Annotated in this window: 20 protein-coding genes; 6 read left to right on the forward strand and 14 right to left on the reverse strand. The window is 67.4% G+C overall.

The window, feature by feature from the left end:
* The first annotated feature begins 74 nt into the window (after window positions 1-74).
* Window positions 75-701: a TetR/AcrR family transcriptional regulator gene (locus QH168_RS19065; RefSeq protein ID WP_280236068.1), complete on the forward strand. Its 627-nt coding sequence runs from the start codon at window positions 75-77 to the stop codon at window positions 699-701.
* Window positions 702-720: 19 nt separating this feature from the next.
* On the opposite strand, the gene QH168_RS19070 is transcribed toward QH168_RS19065, so the two are convergent.
* The 5 genes from QH168_RS19070 to QH168_RS19090 all read right to left on the reverse strand — a co-directional run bounded on the left by QH168_RS19070 (window position 721) and on the right by QH168_RS19090 (window position 7336).
* On the reverse strand, window positions 721-1323 hold the full coding sequence (locus tag QH168_RS19070; protein WP_280236069.1) for a TetR/AcrR family transcriptional regulator: 603 nt from the start codon (window positions 1321-1323) through the stop codon (window positions 721-723).
* 294 nt (window positions 1324-1617) lie between these two features.
* Window positions 1618-3216, reverse strand: a complete 1599-nt coding sequence (locus QH168_RS19075) for a succinic semialdehyde dehydrogenase (RefSeq protein WP_280236070.1) — start codon at window positions 3214-3216, stop codon at window positions 1618-1620.
* Between the two features lie 48 nt (window positions 3217-3264).
* The gene (locus QH168_RS19080) at window positions 3265-4182 is read right to left on the reverse strand and encodes an acetoacetate decarboxylase family protein (protein WP_280236071.1); all 918 of its coding nucleotides are present in this window, start codon (window positions 4180-4182) and stop codon (window positions 3265-3267) included.
* A 321-nt stretch (window positions 4183-4503) separates the two neighbouring features.
* A complete protein-coding gene (locus QH168_RS19085; RefSeq protein ID WP_280236072.1) occupies window positions 4504-7164 on the reverse strand; it encodes a helix-turn-helix transcriptional regulator in 2661 nt (886 codons plus the stop codon).
* Window positions 7151-7336 carry a hypothetical protein gene (locus QH168_RS19090; protein WP_280236073.1) on the reverse strand — a complete coding sequence of 62 codons (186 nt, stop codon included), beginning with the start codon at window positions 7334-7336 and terminating at the stop codon, window positions 7151-7153. The genes QH168_RS19085 and QH168_RS19090 overlap by 14 nt, the downstream gene beginning before the upstream one ends.
* A 282-nt stretch (window positions 7337-7618) precedes the next feature.
* On the opposite strand from QH168_RS19090, the gene QH168_RS19095 reads away from it, so the two are divergent.
* Entirely contained in the window at window positions 7619-9163 is a 1545-nt protein-coding gene (locus QH168_RS19095; protein WP_280236075.1) for an FAD-dependent oxidoreductase, read from the forward strand.
* Here QH168_RS19095 and QH168_RS19100 read toward each other — a convergent pair.
* From QH168_RS19100 to QH168_RS19125, 6 genes are all read right to left on the reverse strand, one after another.
* On the reverse strand, window positions 9114-10271 hold the full coding sequence (locus QH168_RS19100) for an alkane 1-monooxygenase (RefSeq protein ID WP_432421131.1): 1158 nt from the start codon (window positions 10269-10271) through the stop codon (window positions 9114-9116). The two genes, QH168_RS19095 and QH168_RS19100, sit on opposite strands and share 50 nt — an antisense overlap.
* Window positions 10272-10331: 60 nt before the next feature.
* Complete coding sequence (locus QH168_RS19105) at window positions 10332-11648, reverse strand: lipase family protein (RefSeq protein ID WP_280236077.1); 1317 nt, start codon at window positions 11646-11648, stop codon at window positions 10332-10334.
* 118 nt (window positions 11649-11766) lie between these two features.
* Entirely contained in the window at window positions 11767-11955 is a 189-nt protein-coding gene (locus QH168_RS19110; RefSeq protein ID WP_280236079.1) for a hypothetical protein, read from the reverse strand.
* 396 nt (window positions 11956-12351) lie between these two features.
* Window positions 12352-13632 (reverse strand): hypothetical protein, encoded by a 1281-nt coding sequence (locus QH168_RS19115; protein ID WP_280236080.1) that lies wholly within the window; start codon window positions 13630-13632, stop codon window positions 12352-12354.
* Window positions 13625-13852: a hypothetical protein gene (locus QH168_RS19120; RefSeq protein WP_280236081.1), complete on the reverse strand. Its 228-nt coding sequence runs from the start codon at window positions 13850-13852 to the stop codon at window positions 13625-13627. The genes QH168_RS19115 and QH168_RS19120 overlap by 8 nt, the downstream gene beginning before the upstream one ends.
* Window positions 13853-14038: 186 nt before the next feature.
* The gene (locus QH168_RS19125; RefSeq protein WP_280236083.1) at window positions 14039-14320 is read right to left on the reverse strand and encodes a hypothetical protein; all 282 of its coding nucleotides are present in this window, start codon (window positions 14318-14320) and stop codon (window positions 14039-14041) included.
* Window positions 14321-14710: 390 nt separating this feature from the next.
* Here QH168_RS19125 and QH168_RS19130 point away from each other — a divergent pair, with 390 nt between their 5' ends.
* From QH168_RS19130 to QH168_RS19145, 4 genes are read left to right on the forward strand one after another with little or no spacing between them, the layout of a single operon-like run.
* Window positions 14711-15715, forward strand: coding sequence for an alpha/beta hydrolase (locus QH168_RS19130; protein ID WP_280236084.1), 1005 nt, complete (start codon window positions 14711-14713; stop codon window positions 15713-15715).
* A gap of 1 nt (window position 15716) precedes the next feature.
* Entirely contained in the window at window positions 15717-16616 is a 900-nt protein-coding gene (locus QH168_RS19135) for an SDR family NAD(P)-dependent oxidoreductase (protein WP_280236085.1), read from the forward strand.
* A gap of 1 nt (window position 16617) precedes the next feature.
* Window positions 16618-17538 carry a ferritin-like domain-containing protein gene (locus QH168_RS19140; protein WP_280236086.1) on the forward strand — a complete coding sequence of 307 codons (921 nt, stop codon included), beginning with the start codon at window positions 16618-16620 and terminating at the stop codon, window positions 17536-17538.
* A complete protein-coding gene (locus QH168_RS19145; RefSeq protein ID WP_280236087.1) occupies window positions 17535-19055 on the forward strand; it encodes a flavin-containing monooxygenase in 1521 nt (506 codons plus the stop codon). Before QH168_RS19140 ends, QH168_RS19145 begins: the two co-directional genes overlap by 4 nt.
* Window positions 19056-19135: 80 nt before the next feature.
* On the opposite strand, the gene QH168_RS19150 is transcribed toward QH168_RS19145, so the two are convergent.
* From QH168_RS19150 to QH168_RS19160, 3 genes are all read right to left on the reverse strand, one after another.
* Window positions 19136-19741 carry a TetR/AcrR family transcriptional regulator gene (locus QH168_RS19150; RefSeq protein ID WP_280236088.1) on the reverse strand — a complete coding sequence of 202 codons (606 nt, stop codon included), beginning with the start codon at window positions 19739-19741 and terminating at the stop codon, window positions 19136-19138.
* Between the two features lie 25 nt (window positions 19742-19766).
* Window positions 19767-21227: an alpha-L-fucosidase gene (locus QH168_RS19155; RefSeq protein WP_280236089.1), complete on the reverse strand. Its 1461-nt coding sequence runs from the start codon at window positions 21225-21227 to the stop codon at window positions 19767-19769.
* Between the two features lie 104 nt (window positions 21228-21331).
* Window positions 21332-21865, reverse strand: a 534-nt coding sequence (locus QH168_RS19160; RefSeq protein WP_280236090.1) for an alpha/beta hydrolase, incomplete at its 5' end; no start/stop codon positions are given.

A 21865-nucleotide genomic window follows, 5' to 3' on the forward strand; every position in this document is an offset into this window, starting at 1 on the left:
CTCGCGCCGCTTGTTGAGCAATGCTCAAAACGTAGCATTATTGAGCAACGCTCAACAAGGGCTATGGTGGAGTGATGACCGAGGCCACCGCATCGCCCGCAGGCCGCGCCGCCGCGGGCGCCCGCAGGAAGAGCGCGCAGGATCGGCGCGCCGAACTGGTCGGCATCGGGCTGCGCCTGCTCGTCGACACCCCCATCCACGAACTGTCCATCGATCGGGTCGCCGAGCAGGCCGGTATCTCGCGCGGGCTGCTGTTCCACTACTTCGACACCAAAACCGACTACTACGTCGCGGTGGTGGTCGCGGCGTCGCGCCGCATGCTCGATCAGGCGCGCGACCCGGGCAAAGGCGGTAGCCGGGATCGGCTGCGGGCGATCACCACCGGCTATGTGGCATTCATCCGCCGCCGGACCCGCAATTACGTGTCATTGGTGCGCGGTGGCGCGGGCGGCGACGAACGAGTGGTCGGTGCGTTCCGTGACGCGCGGACCGAACTGGCCGAGCGGATCGTGCACGCCGCCGGCATCACCGATCCCACCCCGTGGCAGATCATGACGGTGCGCGGCTGGCTGGCCATGGGTGAGGAGATCGCCATCGAGAGCACCCGATGTGAGGTCACGACCGCCGAGGTCGTCGAGACGCTGCTCGATCAGTTGGCGTCCACACTGGCCGTCGTCAGCGAGACGACACCGAGGCGCTGACATTCACGCGGGCGGCCCGTCAGGCGTCGGCTGTCGGCCTCGCCCGACCGGTGACCGCCAGCGATGCGAACACCGCCGCCCGGACCCGTTCGGCGACGGCCTCGGGCGAGGAGGATTCGAACTTTCCGTCGAGGTACAAAAACGCCAGCCCGTGGACCAGCGCCCACAGCGCGGTCGCCATCGATTCCGGGTCCGATTCCGGGAATACCTGCCGGGCAATCGAATCGACATAGCCCTTGATCGCCTCGGTCGCGGCCAGCCGTTCCGGACTGGAGGGGTCGCACGGCTCGGCGAACATCACCCGGAACAACCCCGGCCGATCCAGGGCGAACCGGACGTAGGCGATGGCGATGGCGGACAGATCATCGGCGGTGGTCGGCGCCGGATGCGCGGCGACGAGATCGGTGGCCAATTCGCGGTAGCCCACCGCGGCCACCGCCGACAACAGGGCATCGCGATCGGCGAAATGCCGGTACGGAGCGGCTGTGGAGACCCCGGCCCGCCGCGCCGCCGCGCGCAGCGACAGCTCGGATGCGCCGCCCTCCTCGAGCAACTCCACGGCGGCACGCACGAGCGCACCGGGCAGATCGCCGTGGTGATACGACGTGGTCGACGTTGGCATGATTCCAATCTAGCAAGTTGACGACGCTTACATCTCCCCTAATGTTAGCAACGCGCACATGCGGCGTCCACCCACATATCCGCGCCACCGTGTCATCGAACTTCTCCATCGCGGTGAAACTGAACTCGGCGGATTTCCAGCGCGGCGGCTTCGACGCCGAGGACGCGCACAGAGTGATCGAGATCGCCGATCAGCGGGTGCAGAGCAGCGCGCTTCGCCGCTATTCGCGGTGGCTCGGATCGAAGGATCGCCACCGGGCCGCGGCAGCCACGGCGCGGTGTTCTCGTGTCCGGTTCAGCGGGCGCCGACGGCTTTCAGTACCCGCAGCGCCGTCGTCAGCATGGCCGCCCAGACGCGATGCGGAATGCCCGCGGGTGCGTTGAATCCCTGGAGGCGTTGCTGGGCGACCGTCTGCGGCTCGGTGTATTTCAGGATGCCGTCGGCGCCGTGGCGGCGGCCGAGGCCCGAATCACCCATGCCACCCATCGGGGAGTCGATGCTGCCCCATGCCGCGGCGTAGGCGTCGTTGACATTGACCGTGCCCGCGTGCAGACGCGCCGCCACAGCGCGCCCCCTGGCGCCGTTGCGGCTCCAGACGCTGGCATTGAGGCCGTAGGGGGTGGCGTTCGCCAGCGCGATGGCGTCCTCCACATCGTCGTACGGGTAGATGCTGACGACGGGGCCGAAGGTCTCGTGGTCGTAGAGGGTCATCTCGGGAGTGACATCGGTGAGGATGGTCGGTTCGTAGAACAGCGGGCCGAGATCCGGGCGCGCCCGACCGCCGGCGAGGACGGTCGCGCCCTTGGCGACGGCGTCCGCGACATGGGCGGTGACCGTGTCCAGCTGCGCCTGATTGGTCAGACAGCCGACGTCGCTGCTGTAGTCGTAGGCGGCGCCGAGCCGCAATTTCTTGGTGCGCGAGACGAACTCGGAGACGAACCGGTCGCGGATGGACTCGGCGACGTACATGCGCTCGATGGATACACAGAGCTGGCCGGTCGACGGGAAGCAGGCGTTGATCGCGCCATCGGCGCTGCGGCCGATATCGGCGTCGTCGAGTACCAGCATGGCGTTCTTGCCGCCGAGTTCCAGCGAGGAACCGATCAGCCGCTCCCCCGCATCGCGGGCGATCTTGCGTCCACTGGCGGTGGAGCCGGTGAACATCAGGTAGTCGGCATTGTCCATCAACGCACCGCCGATGGAGCTGCCGCGGCCGACCACCATCTGCCACACACCGGCGGGCAGGCCGGCCTCATGCATCAGATCCAGCGCCCACAGCGCGGTGAGCGCGGTCTGCGTATCGGGCTTCTGCACCACCGCGTTGCCCGCCATGAGCGCTGGAATGGCATCGCCTGCCGCCATGCTCAACGGGTAATTCCACGGTGAGATGACGGCGACCACACCCTTGGGATGGCGCAGTTCTGTGGTGTGCGTCAGCAGCGGGATCGCGCCGCGCCGACGGGTCGGTGCGAGCAGTTTCGCGGCATTGCGCGCGTAATACCTGGCGGTGATGGCGATATCGCTGACTTCGAGGAACGCGTCCCTTCGGGTCTTACCGCTCTCGGCCTGCATCAGGTCGAGCACCTCGTTCTGCCGGTCGAGCACGAGGTCGTGGAAACGCAGCATGATCGCTTTGCGCTCGCGGATGGATCGTTGCGCCCAGGCGGCCTGGGCGCCGCGGGCGCGCGCGAATGCGGTCTCGACATCCGCTGGGGTGGAGACCGGCAGATCGGCCAGCGGGTCTCCGGTGTAGGGCGCGGTGGTCGTGACGCGTTCGGCGTCCGCGGCGGCCGTGACGCGGGCGGCGAGGCGCTCGATCAGCGGCGCGTTCACCGAGGCGGGCAGGCCGGAGCCGGGCGAAGGAGTGGACAGGGTGGCGGGTGTGGTGGGCATGACGGCTCCGATGTTGTCTCGGTCGGTGGGATTGCCGAGGGAGGTGGCCTAGTTCCGGGCCGGGACCGCGATCGGAACCGGCATGTGCAGGGCGAGCTGCCCTTCGGTGGTGACGTCGAGGCGAACTGCCTTGATCGGCTCGAGCGACCGCAGATCGTCGGCCATCCGGCCCTGGCCGATCTGGAGGTCGAGATTGCGCGGAAGGCGCGCGGTTCCGGCCGAGAGCACATTGGTCTGGCTCAGGGTCGAATGCCACACCCCGCCGATACAGGTGTAGGAGGTGAGCGACGAGACGTGCGCACCGGAGGCGAACGCGGTCTGCGCGGGGGTGGCCACCGCGAGCGCCAGATCGGTGTCGCCGTTGTCGTTGGCGACGTGTGCGACGGTCCGGTCGGCATCGATGTCGACATCGAGGTCGGTCACCCATTTCGGGAAGCCGTAGCCATCGTGGCCGCGGACCTGGGCGATATCGGAACTGACCGGAAGCGACAGCACATAGGAATCGAGATGATCGTTGTCGAGGGCTGTGACGAGGTCGAGGAATCCGAGTCGCCCGTGCCGGGCGGGCCGCACGGCCACACCGACGGCGGCTTCGGTGTAGAAGTCGATATCGCAGACGTCGTAGCGGAAGAACATGACCGAGACCAGACCGAGGCCGGGCGCGACCTGGAGCGGCGCCAGTTCCCGCGGCAGGCGCTCACGGATCGCCCTGGTGCGGGCGAGCATGGTGAGCCGCGTGGTCGAGATGCGGTAGTAGAAGTTCGGGGTCAGCGTCTCCCCGATCGGCGAATCGACCTTGGTCTTGCGCAGCTTCCGGAAGAAGTCCACGCTGCTGACGCGGGGATCACGGGACACCTCGTCGAGATCGGTGTTCATCCGGTAGCGGTCGTACAGGCCGCCCTTCGGGACGGCGACCGTGCGGCCACCCAGATCGACCTCGACTGTCTCCTGGCGGGTCGGTGACATCGGCAAAGCTCCCTTGCTAAATGTGTCCAGTGCTAACATCGAGGCTAACGGGATATGTAAGCACTGTCAACAAATGGGTGCTGCCACGCCGACGTCAGCCGCGCCACCATCTGCTGCGTCCCGGACGCCTCGAGAGGGCTGCGCGCACCGGCGGCGAGGCCGATGGCCAGTCCCAGCGCGGTCACGCGCGGCGCACGCACCGAACCACGCACATCGCGCCGAAGCCGGTACCCGCGATCGGCTGATCACGAACCGATGCGATCAAACCTTTCGGCGCGAACGGCACCCGCTGGCAACACGACAGCTGCGATCGGCCGCCCATCACTCGACCGCGCGGCCGAGCAGAAACGCGACCAGCTCGTCCCGGTTGGCCACACCGGTCTTCTGGGCGGCGCGGTACAGGTGGCCCTCCACGGTCCGGGTGGACAGGTGCAGCCGTTCGGCGATCTTGCGGCTGGTCAGACCTTCGGCCACGAGGTGGATGATCTCGCGCTCACGGCCGGTCAGCGCGACCGGCTGCATAGCGATCCGCAAGGCGGGAGTGTCGGCGGTGGCGCATGTGTCGGCGAGGCGGTGGGCTTCCCGGACGGCGAGTTGGGCATGACCATTACGCCCGGCGGCGGTGTACAGCGAGCCCGCCTGGGCGTACGCATCGGCGGCGGCGACCATATCGCCCATGTCCAGATAGCGCGCCGCGGCCCGCTCCACTCCGGTGGCGTCGCGGGCGGCGAGGGCGGCCGCGTGCTCGGCCGCGATCGCCGCGCGTGGGCCCTGCACCAGCTCGGTGAGTGCCGCCAACCGGGGCGCGCCGGAGGGGTCGCCGAATTGGGTCGCGGTCTGGAGGCACAGCACCTCGTTGCCGTATTCGCCGCGTTCGCGCGCCGCCAGCACCGCTTCGTTCACCACCGCGGTTGCCTCCGTGATGGCGCCTTCGGCGGCGAGGGCCCATGCGGTGGACAGGCGAGCGGCGGTGCGCATGAACGTGTACTGGGCGGGCAGCACCGACTCCAGTTCCCGTAGCGCCTCGGACGCGACGTCATGACGTCCACTCATCGCGTAGGCCTCGGCCAGCCACAGCAGGACCGCCGCGCGCAGGCCACTGGACTCGCGGTAGAGATCGATCGCCGCCCGGGTGTCCTCGAGCCAGCGCAGCGCCTCCGCGAGTTCACCGTGCGCGAGGGCGGAGTGGCCACGCAGCAGGGTGATCTGGGCGCTGGCGATACCGGGTGGCGCGTGCTCGGCCTGCTCCCGCAACCGGTCGACCACCTGCCGGTCCCGATCGAGATGACCGGAGAGCCGATAGGCGCGCACCTGGAGGGCGCCGAACCAGAACCGCAGATGTGAGGTCTCCGGGTTGTGGGCGGCGAAGGCGAAGCCCTCGGTGGCGGCGCGTTCCATACCCGCGATGTCACCGAGGGCGCCGAGTCCCTGGACGTAGGCCGCCGAGGCCATCACCGCATGGAACGGCGGCAGGCCAGGATCGGCCAGCGCCGCGGCCGCGGTGTCGGCGCCGCGACGCGGACGTCCCTGCACCACGTGCATACACGCCGACACTGCCTGATGCGCGGCGTGCAGACCATGGCGCTCGGCGTCGGGCTCGCAGGCCGCCAGTACGGCGTCGGCGCCCACCGGGTCGCCGAGCATCCAGACCAGATTGGCGGCGCGCACCGTCGCGGCATGCACTCGCACGGTGACCTCGTCGGCGGATTCCAGGCGCGCCAGCACGGTTTCGGCGTCGGCGCCGCGCCCGAGCAACACCAGCACCAGGGCGTAGGTCAGCTGTGTCACCGGATCGCCACCCGCTTGGCCCGCGGCGTAGGCGAGCCGTTCGGCGGTGGTGAGATCGAGCAGTTGCATGGCCGCGCGGGCCGCGACGGTCAGCAGCACGGGTTCGGGCCGATGATCGGATTCCAGTGCGAGCATCGCGCGCTGCACCACGATCCTCGGGTCGGTGTCATCGGTGTGTGCGAGGGCGTCGGCGAGGCGGCTGCGCAGGGTGCGCAACCGCATCTCACCCGCCGCGGCCCGGCGGGCTTCGCCGAACAGCGGATGGGCCAGCCGCACCGAACATCGGCCGGAGACGGTGTCGATATCGATGAGCTGCTGGGTTTCGGCCTGCTCGAGCGCGGCCGGATCGGTCAGCTCCGCCAGCACGGTCGCCTCGATCGGTTCGGCCAGCGCGAGCATGTCGAGCACATCGCGCAGCTCGGCATCCAGTGCGCCCATGCGGTGCGCGATCAGCTCGCTCAGGCCGGGCGATACGGCGGGCCGGCCTTCCCACACCCACACCGGACCGGCGCGATGCAGCCGCCCGGCCGCGGTCTCGTCGGCGGTGAGCTGGCGCAGGAACAGTGTGTTGCCGCGGGTGATGTCCCATAACCGGCGGAAGCTGCTCGACTCGATCTGCCCGCCGAGGGCGGTCTCGAGCAGACCACGGGTCTCGCTCTCCGACAGTGGCTGCAATTCGATGCGTTCGATGAGGCGGTCTTTCCACAGCGCGGTGATCGCGGCCGGGCACGATGTATGTGAGCGGGCAGTCAGGACGACGACCGCGAGGTGCCGAGACACCAGCTGGTGCACCACGAATGCCGAGACCTCGTCGAGCAGATGGGCGTCGTCGACGCCGATGAGCGCGCGCCGTCCCGGTGGGGCCGCGGCCAGCGCGGATACGAGCCGTTGGGTGCGTTCCAGGGTGTCGCTGCCGAGCGCGGCCTCCGAGGCCGCCGCACCGAACGCGCCGAGCGCGATCGATCGGGACGAATCGGTGGCCGCGAACCAGACCGGCTGCCAGGGCGGTCCGGCCGTGCCGAGCAGATGCCCCGCCAACCGGGTCTTGCCGACACCGGCCGCACCGGACAGGACGAGACCGCCCGCACGCATCGCGGTTTCGGCGGCACGCAGTTCCTCGGTGCGCCCGGTCAGGGGCCACAGCGCGCCGTCGCGTGGCGCGGCGCCGGAGCGGGGAACACTATGCGTCCGCATCGTCCTCGGCCAGTGCCGCCCGCAATTTTCCTTCGGCTATCCGGAGGAAGACGGTGACGGATTCGGGCGCGATGTCGAGGTACATGGCGAGTTGCTCATCCGAGATGCCGGTCTCGCGTAGCCGCAAGGCCAGTGAGTATGCCTGAGGTAGTCGATTCAGAGCCTGCTCCACGCCGGTTCGGGGTACCGGTCGCGGGGCGGTATCGCCGCCCATTCACCCTCCTGACTCTACATCCGCTGACGGAAATGATCACGGGACCGAACCCCTTCAGTGCAACAGCGTGGGCGGGCGCCGAGGTGAGTAAACGGGTACTCGATCGCCTGTTCGCGGCGGTCGGGACAGCGAGCCGGGAAACGCAAGCCGAGTAGGCGATTACCCTATTCGGCCTTTCGCCGCGGGCCGACGATGAGTCGTAGGCACGAAGTCCGGCGTGCTGCACAGAAAGGTCCGATCATGTCCCGACCACCACATTCCGCCGAGGCCGCACGCGATACCGCGATACGACGCTGCGATGTCTGCATCGTGGGAGCGGGAGCCACCGGACTGAACGCATTGTTCGTCGCCGCCCGTTATCTCACCCGTGAGCAGAAGGTCGTTCTCGTCGACAGCAGGCACCGGGTCGGCGGCATGTGGGTCGACACCTATCCGTATGTGCGATTGCATCAGCCGCACGGCTTCTTCACCGCGGGCGATATCGCCTGGACGCTCGACCGGGAGCGCTCCCATCTGGCGACGAAGGGCGAGGTCCTCGATCACCTGGCGTATTGCCTCGACACGATCGAGCAGCGGGTGCGGGTCGACGAGCTGTTCGGCTGGACGATGGTCTCGCATGAGGAGACCGACGGTCTCGTCAGGGCCACCTGTGTGTCCGCGGACGGCCGGTCCCAGGTGATCGAGACGAAACGGCTGATCAAGGCGTACGGCTTCCGCATCACCCCCAACGATCCGCTCGACCTCTCCAGTACGCGGGTCCGCTCGGTGTCGCCCGACTACTGCGATATGCGCGGCGATGAGATGCGCGAGGGTGCCGAACCGGTGTGGATCGTCGGCAGCGGTAAGACAGCCATGGACACCGCGCACACGCTCATCACCGAATATCCCGGCCGCGAGGTGAATCTCCTCGCGGGATCGGGCACATTCTTCAACGATCGCGATCGGTTCTTCCCCACCGGCGCCCGCAGATGGTGGGACGGCGAGCTGGTGAGTGGTTTCCTCCGGGCAACGACCCGCCGCTTCGACGGGACCAACGAGGCGGCCGTGTGGGAGTGGCATCGCGCGACATTCGGCACCTGGCCGACTCCTGAGACCGGCAGTTTCCTGCTCGGCATTCTCTCCGAATCGGAGAACGCGACGATCGCCGCGGGTACGAACGAGGTGCTCATGGATCATCTCGTGGACGCCGTCGACGACGACGGCACGCCCCAGCTGATCCTGCGCAGCGGTGCGCGCAAGGCGATCCCGCCGGGTAGCTGGATCGTGAACTGCACCGGCTACCTCATGCGGCACGACCATCCCTACGAGCCGTATGTCTCCGACAGCGGTGCGGTGCTGTCGATCCAGCCGCGGTCGGCGACCATGCACCTGACAACGATGATCGGCTATTTCCTGACACATCTGATGTTCTCGGACAAGCTCACCGAGGTTCCGCTCTACGCTCTCGATGTGCCGGATCTGATCGGCAAGTCGAAAACGGTGCTGCCGTATACGGTCCTCGCGCTCACCCAATACAACGCGAGCCTGCTCTACGACGCCCTGCCGAGCGCGGTGTTCGGTGAGTGCGGACTGGATTTCGACCGGTGGTATCCCCTGCCGCGGCGGGCGCTGGCAATGGCACGATTCGCGCTCACCCACCGCCGCGATCGGGCGCATCTGCGCCACGTCCTCGACACCGTCCGCGAACGATTCGATGTTCGTTGTGGCCCGCTGGCCGATGACGATGGTCCGGCGGCTATCGGGATACCGTCGCGGCGCAGCGCTTCGTCGGACGCTTCGTATTGACGAGGCCGAGGTCACCGCCGTAATGGGCCAGCACGCGACGGTCCATCACCGCCCGCCACAGCGGCGGCACCGCCGCGAGCACGATCATGCTCGCGTATCCCGCGGGCAATTGCGGCGCCGCATCGCAGCTGCGCAGGGTTTGATATCTGCGACCCGGGTTCGCGTGATGGTCGCTGTGCCTTTGTAGATGGAACAGGAAGATATTGGTGACCAGACGGTCGCTGTTCCAGCTGTCGCGCGGTGAGCATCGGACATACCGGCCGTCCGCGCGGCGCGCCCGCAACAGTCCGTAGTGCTCGATGTAGTTCACCGTTTCCAGTAACCCGATACCGATCAGCGCTTGCAGCAGCAGAAACGGAATGATGCGCGGACCGAACAGCAGGATCAGGGTGGTGAACAGGACCAGGCTCATCGACCATGCTTGGACGAGATGGTTGCCCACACTGAACCAGCGTTTCCCCTTGCGGGACAGACGTTCCCTCTCCAGTGCGACCGCGGATCGCCATCCGCCGAGCACGCTGCGCGGCAGGAACGCCCACAGTGATTCGCCGAATCGCGCACTGGCCGGGTCCTGCGGAGTCGCCACCCGGACATGATGACCACGATTGTGTTCGACGAAGAAATGCCCGTATCCGGATTGGGCCAGCGCGATTTTCGCCAGCCACCGTTCCAGATGCTCGGCCCGGTGGCCGAGTTCGTGGGCGGCGTTGATCCCGATACCGGACACCAGCCCCAGCGTGCACGCGAGGCCGAGCCGGTCGACGACGCCGAGCTGCCCACCGGACCACAGATGTCCGGCGAGGAACAGCCCGGCGAATTGGATGGGCAGGAACAGATAGGTGCACCACCGGTAGTAGCGGTCGTTCGACAGCTCCTCGTAATCGTCGTCGCGCGGATTGCTCCCGTCCTCGCCCACCATCACATCCAGTAGTGGGATCACCACCAACACGATGATCGGCCCGAGCCACCAGAACAGTCGAAGTCCGGTCGAGGCGACGAGCACCGCCGGAAGTATCGCGCACCCCGGCGCGATCAGCCCGAGCAACCACAGATACCGCTTCGGGTCACGGACCCGCGTGTTCGTGAAGATTTTTCTCGCAGGAGACAAACGACTAACCCATCGTGAACATGGCCATTCAGATCAATTCCCCCCGGCTGACGGCCAGGTTCAGGGCAGATTCGCGCAGTTGTTCGGTGCGGGGGCGCCCGCCAGCCGGTCGACGACCCACTGATGCGAGGACGTCAGGGCCGGAAAGAACGACAGCACATGGGTTCCCGCCACTCCCGACAGCGGTGAGGTCGCCGGATCGGCGTTCAGCTCGACGACGGCTCCCCTGCCGCACCAGTCGGCCGCGGTCGCACGAACCGGTCCGAACGGCGCACCGTCGTCATTGCGGGCCTGCGAGATGAACACCGGCGCCGACGGTCTGAGCCCGCCGACCCGCTGATCGGCGAAGGCCGCGCGCAGGGCGGGCGAACGATCGATCACCGCGGTGAGCGGCTGCCCGCTCGTGGTCCACTGTGCGGTGTGCGCGTGATTCTGCGCCATCCCGAAGGGCACGGCGCATTTGCCCGCCGCGTCGTTCAGGATCCCCTTACCGGTGTCGTTGAGTTCCGCGTCGAGTACCGGCCTGGTCTCCGGATAGTCGGCGGCGATGCCGTTGAGCAGCCAGGCGAACGCGGGCGCGAAGGCGGCGCGGCCGTCGTTGTGCGCGATCACCGATATGTCGTCCACCACCGCGCCGCCGACGTAGGCGCCCTTCACATTCAGTTCGGGGGCGTAGTCGGGCTGCAATTCGGCGGCCGCCGCGGAGGCCATCCCGCCTTGTGAATAGCCGTAGAGAACCACCGGCGAGCCGCCGTGCAGGCCGGTGCCGGGCAGGCGCAGCGCCGCGCGGGCGGCGTCCAACAGCGCATGCGCCTGCGACTTCCGGTTGAGGAAATCGTGCACCGCCGGTGTGCCCAGACCGAGGTAGTCGGTGACGACGACGCCCATACCGCGCCCGAGTAAGGAGTAGATGGCGAGCACGTCGTATTCGATACTCGCATCGAACGGCGGATGGTACTGCACGAGATTCGACAGGCCCTTCGACGGCGCGCAGTGATCGCCCTGCCCTTTCGAACCGCCCGCGTAGGCGATCAGCGGGCGCTCACCAGGCCCGGTCCAGGGCTGGGAGGGTTCGAGATAGGTCGCGACCGCGGCCGCGGGATTGCCGTGGGTGTCGGCGCTCAGATGCATGATTCGTGTCGCGGCGGCCGGGATCGGACCGCCGATCCCCGGCGCCGACAGCGCGAGATTCGACTGTTCGGCCCGGATGATCGTGCCCGCTCCCCCACCCGGCAGCGGCGCGGGCGGCACATAGAAATCAGCGGCGACCGCGGGCGTGGGTTCGGCCGAGGCGGCCGGGGCCGCGATCGCCCCACCTCCGGCCATCATCATGGGTCCCGCCACCGCCGCAGCGAACTTGAGTACTCGGCTCCGCACGATCGATCCTTCCGTCAACGGGGAAGTTCACACATCGAGAAATTCGGATACAGCATCGAGAATCAGCAGCAACTATAAATATCAGATCACGGTGTGCTGTGGGCGTCCGGCGCACCGGCTACCGGTTGCTGTGGAAACGGAGTACGGCGCCGGTCTCGAGATCGGTCAACGTCAACAGGTCTCGATCGATCTCGGCACGGGCCATTCCCTGCATCAGCGCCCACAGCTCGGTGTGGTCCTGGTACGGCGCCGACGCCTGATTCGACTCGGACCGCGCCCGTTCCCAGCGCCGGTTCGAGAAGGACAAAATCTGTTGTGTGACAACATGTTCGACTGCCACAGTCGCTGTCGCGCTGTCCCCTTCGCAGTCGACGCGGAATCCGCTCGCCGCGGCCGCGGCCGCGGGATCGATCCGCAGCATCGTTCTCGCCGCGACATCGCGGCCCACCCCGTGGACCGGCTCGATCCGAGCCAGCGACCAGTCCGTGCCACGAAGCGGAACCGACGATTCCGAGGCCGAACCCGACGATAGATCGCTCGCCGGTGCGGCGCCCGCGACGCCTGTTCCGATTGCACTTGCGGCGAGACCGGCCGCGAACATCCCACCGACAACCATGGATATCGGTTTCATGCGAAGAACCTATAACACAGCGGGTTCCGAATCGATGAAGATCGCCGGGTGCGGTCGAATCCCGTGCGAGATTCACCCGCCGCGATAGCGGACCCGACGTCGGCGGTGATAGAAGACCTCTTCGAGTGAGACCGGGGCGAGCACCTCGGTGATGCGCGCCAACCGGGTGTCGTACCGATGTTCGTGGATGTGCCGATGCAATCCGCCCCTGCGCTCCGGCGGCAGCGTCGCCCAGATCGCGCCGATACGGTCCTGCTGGTCGGCGGAGGATTCGGCGATCAGCTGCAACAGCGCGGGCCAGCAGTGCGCGTCGGTGGCGCAGCCGGGCAGCAACGCCACCGTCTCCGCCGACATCGCGGCCAGCAATCCGGCGATATACCGGCGCGAAGGCTCGTTCAGCCGCGTGGACAGCGCGAACAGGCCACGCCAGCTGTCCGGGTCGTGGCGCCGCTCCAGCGCCCGGACCAGCGCGGCGAGCACCTGCGGGTCGGCGAACACCGGATTGCCCGCCAATGCCCAGTGCGCGAACGGCGTGAGCCGTCCGACGACCGTCAGCAGTTCCGGCGTGGCGCGGCCCGACAGCGCGCTGATGACGAATCTGCCGACGTCGGGCACGTGCCCATGCCCGAAGAAGATGTCGCCGACGTTCTCCACGACATCGGGCTCCCACCGGCAGAACACGGCCAGCATCGCGTGTTGCAGCGCGGGCGGGCCCGCGAGCACCGTCTGCATCATCCGCGGCACCCGCTGCCGCGGCCCGGCGAGCAGTTGCCGCACGATCGCGCTGAGGGTGTCGGCGGAGTAGGCGAAGGCGGCGGTGAAGATCAGCCCGGCGTCGTCGTGCACCAGTTCCTCCACCGCCGCGATCATCGGCGGTGTGGCCGCGGCCAGGAATCCCGCGGCGGTCACATAGTCACCGCGGCGCAGGATTTCGTTGAGGATGCGCATCGCCGGTTCCGGTGGCGCCACCTCGACGAGTTCGGCGAACACCCGCGGATCCAGGTAGGGAGCGCAGTCGGCCGCATACCTCGGGTCGAGCATCGACACCGCCTCGGCGGCCTTCTTCAGATGATCCACGCCGACCGCGCCCGCCAGCCGCCCGGCGACCATCGGCGGCACCAGCCGCTGCACCAGCGGGATGCCGATACTCAGCGGCACGATCGGTACGAGCAGGCTTGCGCGGCGGAAGGTTTCGGCGTGCTGGTCGAACAGGATCCGCATCATGCGGTCCTGGAGTTGATGCAGCTGGTCCGCGCCGAGGCGCGCCAGCGGCGCCAGATGCTGCGGCGTCACTTGCAGGGTGCGGGCCAGGACCACGAGTTGGGTCCGGGTGACCAGATCGGTCTCAGGCATCGCCTCTGGTGTCCCCGAACATGATTCTTCTGGTGACGGCGCGTAGCGGGCGCGGCAGTGCGCTCAGCGTGGTGTCGATCGACCGGTTCAGCGCGACCACCTCACGGGATCTGGCCTCGCGGAACAACATCAGCAGGTCCCGGGCCTCGTCGTCGGTCAGCAGGTCGAGCGGGGGCAGCGGCCCGCCGAGTTCGCGCGCGAGGTCGTGTCGGGGGGTCATGGATACTCCTCGCGGCCGACGATTGCTCGAGACCACGACAATGACGTCCGAGGCCGTGTCCGTCCCAGGTTTGCCCGAATTTTGTGCATTTCCACGACTGTGCTGGGGCGATCGGTGTTCGATCGCCCCAGCCGGGTCGGCGACCGGGAATCGCGACGGGCAGAAGACCTCCCGTCCACGCGTCGGTTATGCCTGCTCGTCCACCGAGCCCGCTTCACCGGCGGTCACCGGTAGGGATATGCGCCCCTTCGCTCCGTTGTCGAACAAGGTCCGCAGGGCGAGCATCGCTTGTTTGCGTGGACAATTCGCGGGCAAGCAGCGGTAGTGCAGCAGCAGGATGCTGGCGACCTCATCGGAATCGAATCGGTCACCGGGTCCGGGAGCATCGTGGTTGAGCGGGAAGTCGGCCTCGTCGTCACCCCAGAGCGAGATCAGCAATGGTGTGCCCTTCGCAGTGCCGGTGCACATCTCGTCCACCGATGGATTCCGTACTCAGATCCGATCATTGCCGCTGCCATGTTCGCCCCGTCAGAATTGGTCTTTCCTCGGAATGTGCCTCCACATCCGAGCTTATGGTCGTGATCGGCCGACGCCACCCCCGATCCTGTCGGCGCGGCCGCTCCCGGACCGCAATGTTTGCTGGCGGCCGGATCCGCAACTGCCTGTGACGGCCGGTACGCGTCGCTCGGCACAGCGGTCCGACCGGGGAGAGGACATCCAGGACAATCACGTCGCCTGGGATAGTCCGCCGGTCCCGCGCGGCACCCGTCACGGCGCCGTTCGGCGCACTGCGCAGTCCCGATGCAGGCAACCTATGTGCCATTGACAACTGGCACATAGAGCAGTGACACTCACTTCATGACAGCAACAAGGTCAATGGCGACCTCACAGTTGGCTACGGCGGTGCCGATGGCACCAACGCTGCGGTCGCGTCTGGCACTGGCATCGGGGCGGTATCTGATCCGCCCGATCAACTGCGCACTCCCGCACAATCGGCTGGGCATCCTGGCGGCACGCGGGCTGGTCGCCGCCATCATGGCCGCGGGCGGGCCGACACCGCCGGGAACGCGGGTGCGGCAGGTGCGGTCGGGCCCCGTCCGGGGTGAATGGGTGCGCGCGGCCGGTGTCGAGTTCGGCGATCGGGTGATCTACTTCGTGCACGGCAGCGGGTATGTGATCTGCTCGGCCCGCACCCACCGCGGGCTCGCGGCGCGGCTGTCACGCGATACGGGCCTGCCGGTCTTCGTGATCGACTATCGGCTCGCGCCCGAACATCCGTTCCCCGCGGCGGCCGACGATGTCGAGGCCGGTTACCGGTGGCTGCTCGACAGCGGCTACCGGCCGCAGGACGTGATCATCGGCGGCGATTCCGCCGGTGGTCATCTCACGATGGATCTGCTGCTCGACAACGCCAGAACCGGGACGCCCCAGCCCGCGGGAGCCGTGTTCTTCTCGCCGCTCATCGATCTGTCGTTCCAGCTGGCCGAACACCACCAGCGCCACGGCGCCGAGGCGATGGCCTCGGCGCGGGTCGGTCGACGGGCCGCCGAACTGTATATCGCCGAATCGGCGCCCGATTCGCCACGGCTGCGGTTGACGGTGCCGCCCGGCGCCGCGCTGCCGCCGCTGTTCATTCAGGCCAGCGATGCGGAGATGCTGGTCGGAGATGCCAGACAACTGCGGGATATGGCGGTGGCCGCCGGTGTCGCTTGTGAACTCGAGCTGTGGCCGGGGCAGGTCCACGTCTTCCAGGCGCTGCCGCTGATGGTGCCCGAAGCCGCGCCCGCACTGCGCCGGGCCGCGCGTTTCATCACCGATGCGCTGGCTCGGTCCGCGGCCCCGGCCCGAGAGCGGGTGAGCTGAAATGTGGGGTCTGGATCAACTGTTCGGCGGCCGCAGTCGCCGAACCTACGGCGCGAAGGCCGTGGTCACCGGCGCCGGAAGCGGTATCGGGCGGGCCTTCGCGCTGGAACTGGCCGCACGCGGCGGTCAGGTGGTGTGCGCCGATATCGATAAGGAACGCACCGATGAGACGGTGCGCCTGATCGAACGCATCCACGGCGGCACCGCGCACGCGATCTTCTGCGATGTCGCCGAGCGCGCCGATATGGAAAGCCTCGCGCTGCATACCGAATTGCTGTTCCAGGGGCCGCCCACGCTGGTGATCAACAACGCGGGCGTCGGGATCGGCGGCAGCCCGGTGGGTGAGATCGGACTCGACGACTGGCAGTGGGCGCTCGGCATCAACCTGTGGGGTGTGGTGCACGGCTGCGAGCTGTTCACACCGCAACTGCGGGCGGCCGGTCGTGGCGGCATCATCAATGTCGCTTCGGCGGCGGGTTTCGCCGCCGCGCCGACCATGAGCGCCTACAACGTGTCCAAGGCGGGGGTCATATCGCTGTCGGAAACCCTGGCCGCCGAACTGTCCGGTAGCGATATCGCGGTCACCGTGCTGTGCCCGACCTTCGTCAAGACCAATGTGGCGCGCGACGGCCGCATCGGCGCCGCCTCGATGAACCTGGCCGACACGCTCATGCGCTGGACCGGTTTCTCAGCCGAACACGTCGCGCGCACGACCCTCGACGCCCACGACCGCGGCAGCCTCTACGTGCTGCCGCAACTGGACGCCCAGCTCATCTGGCTGCTCAAACGGCAGTTCCCCACCCTCTACACCCGCGGCCTCGGCGTGCTCACCCGGCTGCTCCCGCAGCAGGCGCCGACGAATACCACCGCGGCCACCGACATCGAGAAGACAGGAGTCTGACATGTCTTTCGACTTCGAGAACATGCTGACCAAGATCAAGTCCCGGCAGTGGGCCCTTGCCGATATCGACTGGGACGCACCGGGCGCCGACCTCATCGACCCCGAGCTGCACGCCAAACTCGAACCGTTCATGGCCGATCTGATGTGGATCGAGAATGTCGGCGCCCGTGGGTTCGCCGCCATGGCCAAGAAAGCGCCGACCGAGACCCTGCGCGAGATCTACCGCTACTTCCATGCCGAGGAGCAGCGCCACGCCAATGCCGAACTCGCCCTGATGCGCCGGTGGGGCATGCTCGACGGCGATCAGATCCCGGAGCCGAACATCAATGTCAAGCTGGTGATCGACTTCCTCGACAAATACGCCGACGGTATGTCGCTGTCGTTCCTCGGCACGGTCATCCCGATGCTGGAGGTCGCCCTCGACGGCGCGTTGATCAAATTCGTCACCGATGAGATCGACGATCCGGTCGCGCAGGAGGTGTTCAAGAAGATCAATGCCGACGAGTCCCGCCATCTGGCCACCGATTACGCGGTCATGGAGCTGCTCGGCCATTCCAGCGCGCGCAAGCTGCTCATCGATATGGTCGGCGGCTGGATCAAACCCTCGCTGCTGATCGGTGTGCTCAGCTATGTGCCGCTGTTGAACAAGATGCGCGACAATATCGTCGAGATGGGCGTCGACGAGGAACGCCTGTACGCGGCCATGCGGCGGTTCAAGGCGGTCGGTGAACGCACTCCGATCGCCAACCGGGTGCCCATGTACCGGGTCGTCAAGATGCACAGCGGCTGGGTGATCAACCGCAACCACCCGTACCATCTGATCGCCGACGCCCTGGTCGCGGTGACCGCCCGCATTCCCGACCGTCTCCTCGGAGCCCAGCCCACCTGGTCCAAGGAACTCACCTACGAGCCGGTGGCATGAGCGCCGCCGAGCCACTGGATGTGGCCATCATCGGCGCCGGTTTCGCCGGTATCGGCACCGCGATCCGACTGCGACAAAAAGGCATCACCGACTTCGCGATCTTCGAACGCGGCACCGAGGTGGGCGGCACCTGGCGCGACAACACCTATCCCGGCGCGGCCTGCGATATTCCGTCGCGGCTGTACTCCTACAGTTTCGCCCCCAACCCGGACTGGTCGCACACCTACTCCGGCAGTTCCGAGATCCTCGGCTATATCGATGCGATGGTCGACGAGTTCGGGCTGCGGCCCCGGATCAGGTTCGGGCACAACGTCACCGGGATCGTGTTCGACGAGGCGAGTGGATTGTGGAACCTCGACCTGTCGGGGCGGCGGCGCAGGGTGCGGGCACGCACCGTGGTGCTCGCCTCGGGGCCCTTGTCCAACGCCAGCTTTCCCAGCATTCCCGGTATCGAGGACTATCAGGGACACAAGATCCACAGTGCCCGTTGGGATCACGACTACGATTTCACCGGCAAACGGGTCGCCGTGGTCGGCACCGGCGCCAGCGCGGTGCAGATCGTCCCCGAACTCGTCCGGCGGGCCGGAAAGGTGAAGGTCTTTCAGCGGACACCGGGCTGGGTGTTGCCACGGGTGAACCGCTCCACCAACGAACTCACCAAAGAGGTCTACCGACGGCTACCCGTCGCCGAATCCCTTGCCCGCCAGGGATGGTTCTGGGGGCATGAATCGGTGGCGCTCGGCGTGGTCTGGAATACGCCGCTGACCCGAGTGGTGGAATCGGTGGCCAAACTGCATCTGCGCAGTCAGGTGCGCGACCCGTGGCTACGCCGCCAGCTGACACCGGATTTCCGGGCCGGATGCAAACGTCTGCTGATGACCAGCGACTACTATCCGGCGCTCCAGCGCGATAACTGCACCCTGGTCACCTGGCCGATCGCCCGCATCAGCGAACAGGGCATCCGCACCGCCGAGGGCATCGAGCACCGCGTCGACTGCATCGTGTTCGCCACCGGATTCGACGTGTCCAAGACCGGCAGCCCCATCCCCGTCACCGGACGCGATGGACGAGTCCTCGCCGAGGAATGGAGTAGGGGCGCTTACGCGTACAAGAGCGTCACCGTCGCCGGTTATCCGAATCTGTTCCTCACCTTCGGACCCAATTCGGGGCCGGGACACAATTCGGCGCTGGTGTACATGGAGGCGCAGATCAACTATCTGACCGAGGCCATCGGCCTGATCCTGCACCGGAATCTGCGCACGCTCGAAGTCCGCCGCGATCGACAGGACCGGTACAACAAGCGGCTGCAACAGCGTCTGTCGGCCACCACCTGGAATTCCGGTTGCCGCAGCTGGTACCTGACCGATGACGGTTTCAACGCCACCATGTTCCCCGGTTTCGGCACCCAGTACGCCCGGCAACTGGCGTCCGTCGACACCGACGACTATGTCCTCACCCCGCAGGCGAGTATGTCGCCGGTCAGCACCGAGGACCGTGCCGTGGTTCCGTTCGGCTAGTCCGGCGATGTCCCCGCGCCGACGCAGAACCTGGGGCGGGGACTGCGCTGGCCGAGATCATCGCGTCGTCGTATGCCGTTTCAGGCGGTCGACGACGCGGTGGCGAGCCGGAGGGTGGTGAGCAGTTCGGCGGTGCAGGCGGTCAGGTCGAAGCCGGGATCGGCGGCCGCGCGCAGGATGACGCCATTGCGTAGGGAAAGAATGAATCCGGCCATCAGGTCGGGATCGAAGTCACGGAACTCGCCCGCGCGCTGGCCATCGGCCAGCAGTTCGGCCAGCTTCGCTCGATCGGCGTTCGCCTGCCGGTCACGGGCCTCGGTGTCCGGGGCGGCGGTTTGCAGGCGCAACATCGTCACCAGGTGGTTGCGATGGTCGCGGATGAACTCGCAGTTCGCGGTCAGGAACGCGTCGAGACGTGCGGCCGGGCCGCCGTCGCCGGCGCGCGCGGAGACGAACGCGGTGAATTCGGCCAGGATCGTGGTCATCACCTCGGCCATCAGGTGCTGTTTGCTCGCGAAATGGTAGGAGATGATGCCGGTGCTGCTCAGCCCCGCACCGCGTGCGATGGCGCTGAACGAGGCGCCCGCGTAGCCGATATCGGCGATGGTGTCGATCGCGGCGCGCACGATCTGCGCCCGCCGGGCTCGCTCGATCGTCGTCGGCTCGCCCTGTCTTCTTGCTCGCACGAGCGAAAGTTAACACGGCCGCCGATTACGGCCGGGTGATCGCCAAGACGTACGCGTGCTGCTGCGGCGCCGGGTCGGGCGGCAGCTGGATTGTGAGGTCGCCGTCACGCGCATGCCAGCGCAGGTCCGCGGCGCCGCCGAGGAGTCCGACCGTGGCGGATGGCGGGATCCGAAGATCGCGCAGGGTGACCTCGCCGGTGGGCTGGTCGGCCAGCACGATCGCGAAGAAGGTGCCATCGCGGCGGGTGAACCGCACCTGATCACCCGCAGTTGTGATGGTCGCGGCCTGTTCCCATGGCGTGGTCTCGTAGATCGCGTCCCCGTTGCGCGCCAGCCACGCGCCGAGCGCGCGCAACGGCACCAGCTGGAGTTCCGGGATCCGTCCCGCACCATCGGGTCCGACGTTGAGCAGCAGATTGCCGCCCTCGGCGACCACATCGGCCAGCAGATGGATCACCTGGGCGCCGGTCAGAGTGTCGGCGCTCGTCTCCTCGGCGTTGTATCCGAAGGACCGCCCGAGCCCTCGGGTCAGCTCCCAGGCGCCGGTCTGCACGGTGGTGGGGGTGGCGTACTCGTGGGTCGCCACGTCGTAGTGGAAGTTCTTGGCCGGTTCGGGAATCTCGCGGCCGCGCTCGGCCATCGCTTTCAGCGCGATACCGATGAAACCCAGGTACGCGGCGCGGACGAGGCGGTTGCCCGGTAGGTTCGGCTGCATCCAGCGATCGTTGACCACGCCGTCGTCGACGGTGTCGTAGTAGTGGGCCATGATCTCGTGCGGGTCGATCTCGGCGGGCCAGCCCATATCGTTCCACAGGATCGACGGCCGATAGGTGTCGATCAGCTCCCGCCATTGCGCGGCCGCATACCGTGCGTACCGCGGTCCGAGCGCCTGATGTCGGATCAGATCGGTCATGGTCCGCAGCGGCTGTTCCCGCACCGTCCAGTCCATCCCCCCGCAGTAGTACAGCCCCATCCGCATGCCCCTGGCCCGCACCGCGCGGGTCAGATCACCCACCAGATCACGACCGCAACGGTAGGCGCTGCCGGTGTGCGGGTGCTCGACCTTGCTGGGCCACAACGGATATCCGTCCAGATGACGGGTGACCATGACGACATATCTGGCGCCCACCTCGCCGAAGAGCCGCGCCCAGTCCGCGAAGTCCACCGCCTCGGCCGCCTCGTCGAACGGCGATCGGAAGTCGGCGTAGGACACCCGGTCGCCGTAGGTCGCCGCATGATGGGCTGCCGTCGGCGAGCCCGGCACCCGCATCGAATTGAGATACCACTCGGCGTACGGAATCCGGTCGGCGGTGGTCTTTCCCGCGGTGAGGTCCCGCATGAACGCGGAATAGTCCGCCTCGGTGCGCTCGGCGAAGGCGGGCACCGAATACAGGCCCCAATGGACGAAGATGCCCAGTTTGGCCTTGCCGTACCAATCCGGGATCGGCCGCGCCCCCAACGAATCCCTGTCCGGGGCATATGTCACGACTGTTCCTCCACGTCGGGCGCATTTTTGCTTGTCCGAGCAAAAATAGCACGGGCGAGCAGAACTGCCCGTGAGCGGTAACAGTGCAGGTCAGGGCGTCGACTTCAGCGCAATGCCTGCTCGAACATCGGCCAGGAGGCGTGTAGATCCTGCTGCCAGTACCGCCATGAGTGGGTGCCGGTGGGGCGGAAGTCGAAGGTGGCGGGGATATCGAGGCGGCGCAGCCGTTCGTGCAGGCGGATGGTGCAGGCGTGTGCCGCGACCTCGAGGGGTGAGCCGAACAGCAGTTGCCAGGTCAGTCGCGTCAGATCGCCGTCGACGCCCGCCGGGGTGTCGAACGGGCCGGGGATTCCGGTGCCGGTGCTGACGTAGACGGCGGTGCCTTTCAATTTGTGCGCGTGCAGGGCGGGATCGTTGGCCGCCCAGGCCGGATCACCGGGCGGGCCCCACATATTGGCGACATTGCCCGCGAATCGGGTGACCACGGCGGTGACGGTGGCTTGGCCGAGTGGGTCGCTGGTGCTGACGCATCCGCTGTAGGAGGCGATGGCGCGGTAGAAGCCGGGTGCGGATTCGGCGAGTTGAAAGACCGAGGTTCCGGCCATCGAGATGCCGGCGATAGCGTTGGCGCCGGTGCC

Source organism: Nocardia cyriacigeorgica, assembly GCF_029868385.1.
In the GTDB taxonomy this organism is placed as follows: Bacteria; Actinomycetota; Actinomycetes; order Mycobacteriales; family Mycobacteriaceae; genus Nocardia; species Nocardia cyriacigeorgica_F.

Excerpts from the sequence above, each read along its gene's own strand:
- QH168_RS19065 (WP_280236068.1), top strand. The coding sequence starts at position 75 with ATGACCGAGGCCACCGCATCGCCCGCAGGCCGCGCCGCCGCGGGCGCC.
- QH168_RS19070 (WP_280236069.1), bottom strand. The coding sequence starts at position 1,323 with ATGCCAACGTCGACCACGTCGTATCACCACGGCGATCTGCCCGGTGCG.
- QH168_RS19075 (WP_280236070.1), bottom strand. The coding sequence starts at position 3,216 with ATGCCCACCACACCCGCCACCCTGTCCACTCCTTCGCCCGGCTCCGGC.
- QH168_RS19080 (WP_280236071.1), bottom strand. The coding sequence starts at position 4,182 with ATGTCACCGACCCGCCAGGAGACAGTCGAGGTCGATCTGGGTGGCCGC.
- QH168_RS19085 (WP_280236072.1), bottom strand. The coding sequence starts at position 7,164 with ATGCGGACGCATAGTGTTCCCCGCTCCGGCGCCGCGCCACGCGACGGC.
- QH168_RS19095 (WP_280236075.1), top strand. The coding sequence starts at position 7,619 with ATGTCCCGACCACCACATTCCGCCGAGGCCGCACGCGATACCGCGATA.
- QH168_RS19115 (WP_280236080.1), bottom strand. The coding sequence starts at position 13,632 with ATGCCTGAGACCGATCTGGTCACCCGGACCCAACTCGTGGTCCTGGCC.
- QH168_RS19120 (WP_280236081.1), bottom strand. The coding sequence starts at position 13,852 with ATGACCCCCCGACACGACCTCGCGCGCGAACTCGGCGGGCCGCTGCCC.
- QH168_RS19125 (WP_280236083.1), bottom strand. The coding sequence starts at position 14,320 with ATGTGCACCGGCACTGCGAAGGGCACACCATTGCTGATCTCGCTCTGG.
- QH168_RS19130 (WP_280236084.1), top strand. The coding sequence starts at position 14,711 with ATGACAGCAACAAGGTCAATGGCGACCTCACAGTTGGCTACGGCGGTG.
- QH168_RS19135 (WP_280236085.1), top strand. The coding sequence starts at position 15,717 with ATGTGGGGTCTGGATCAACTGTTCGGCGGCCGCAGTCGCCGAACCTAC.
- QH168_RS19140 (WP_280236086.1), top strand. The coding sequence starts at position 16,618 with ATGTCTTTCGACTTCGAGAACATGCTGACCAAGATCAAGTCCCGGCAG.
- QH168_RS19145 (WP_280236087.1), top strand. The coding sequence starts at position 17,535 with ATGAGCGCCGCCGAGCCACTGGATGTGGCCATCATCGGCGCCGGTTTC.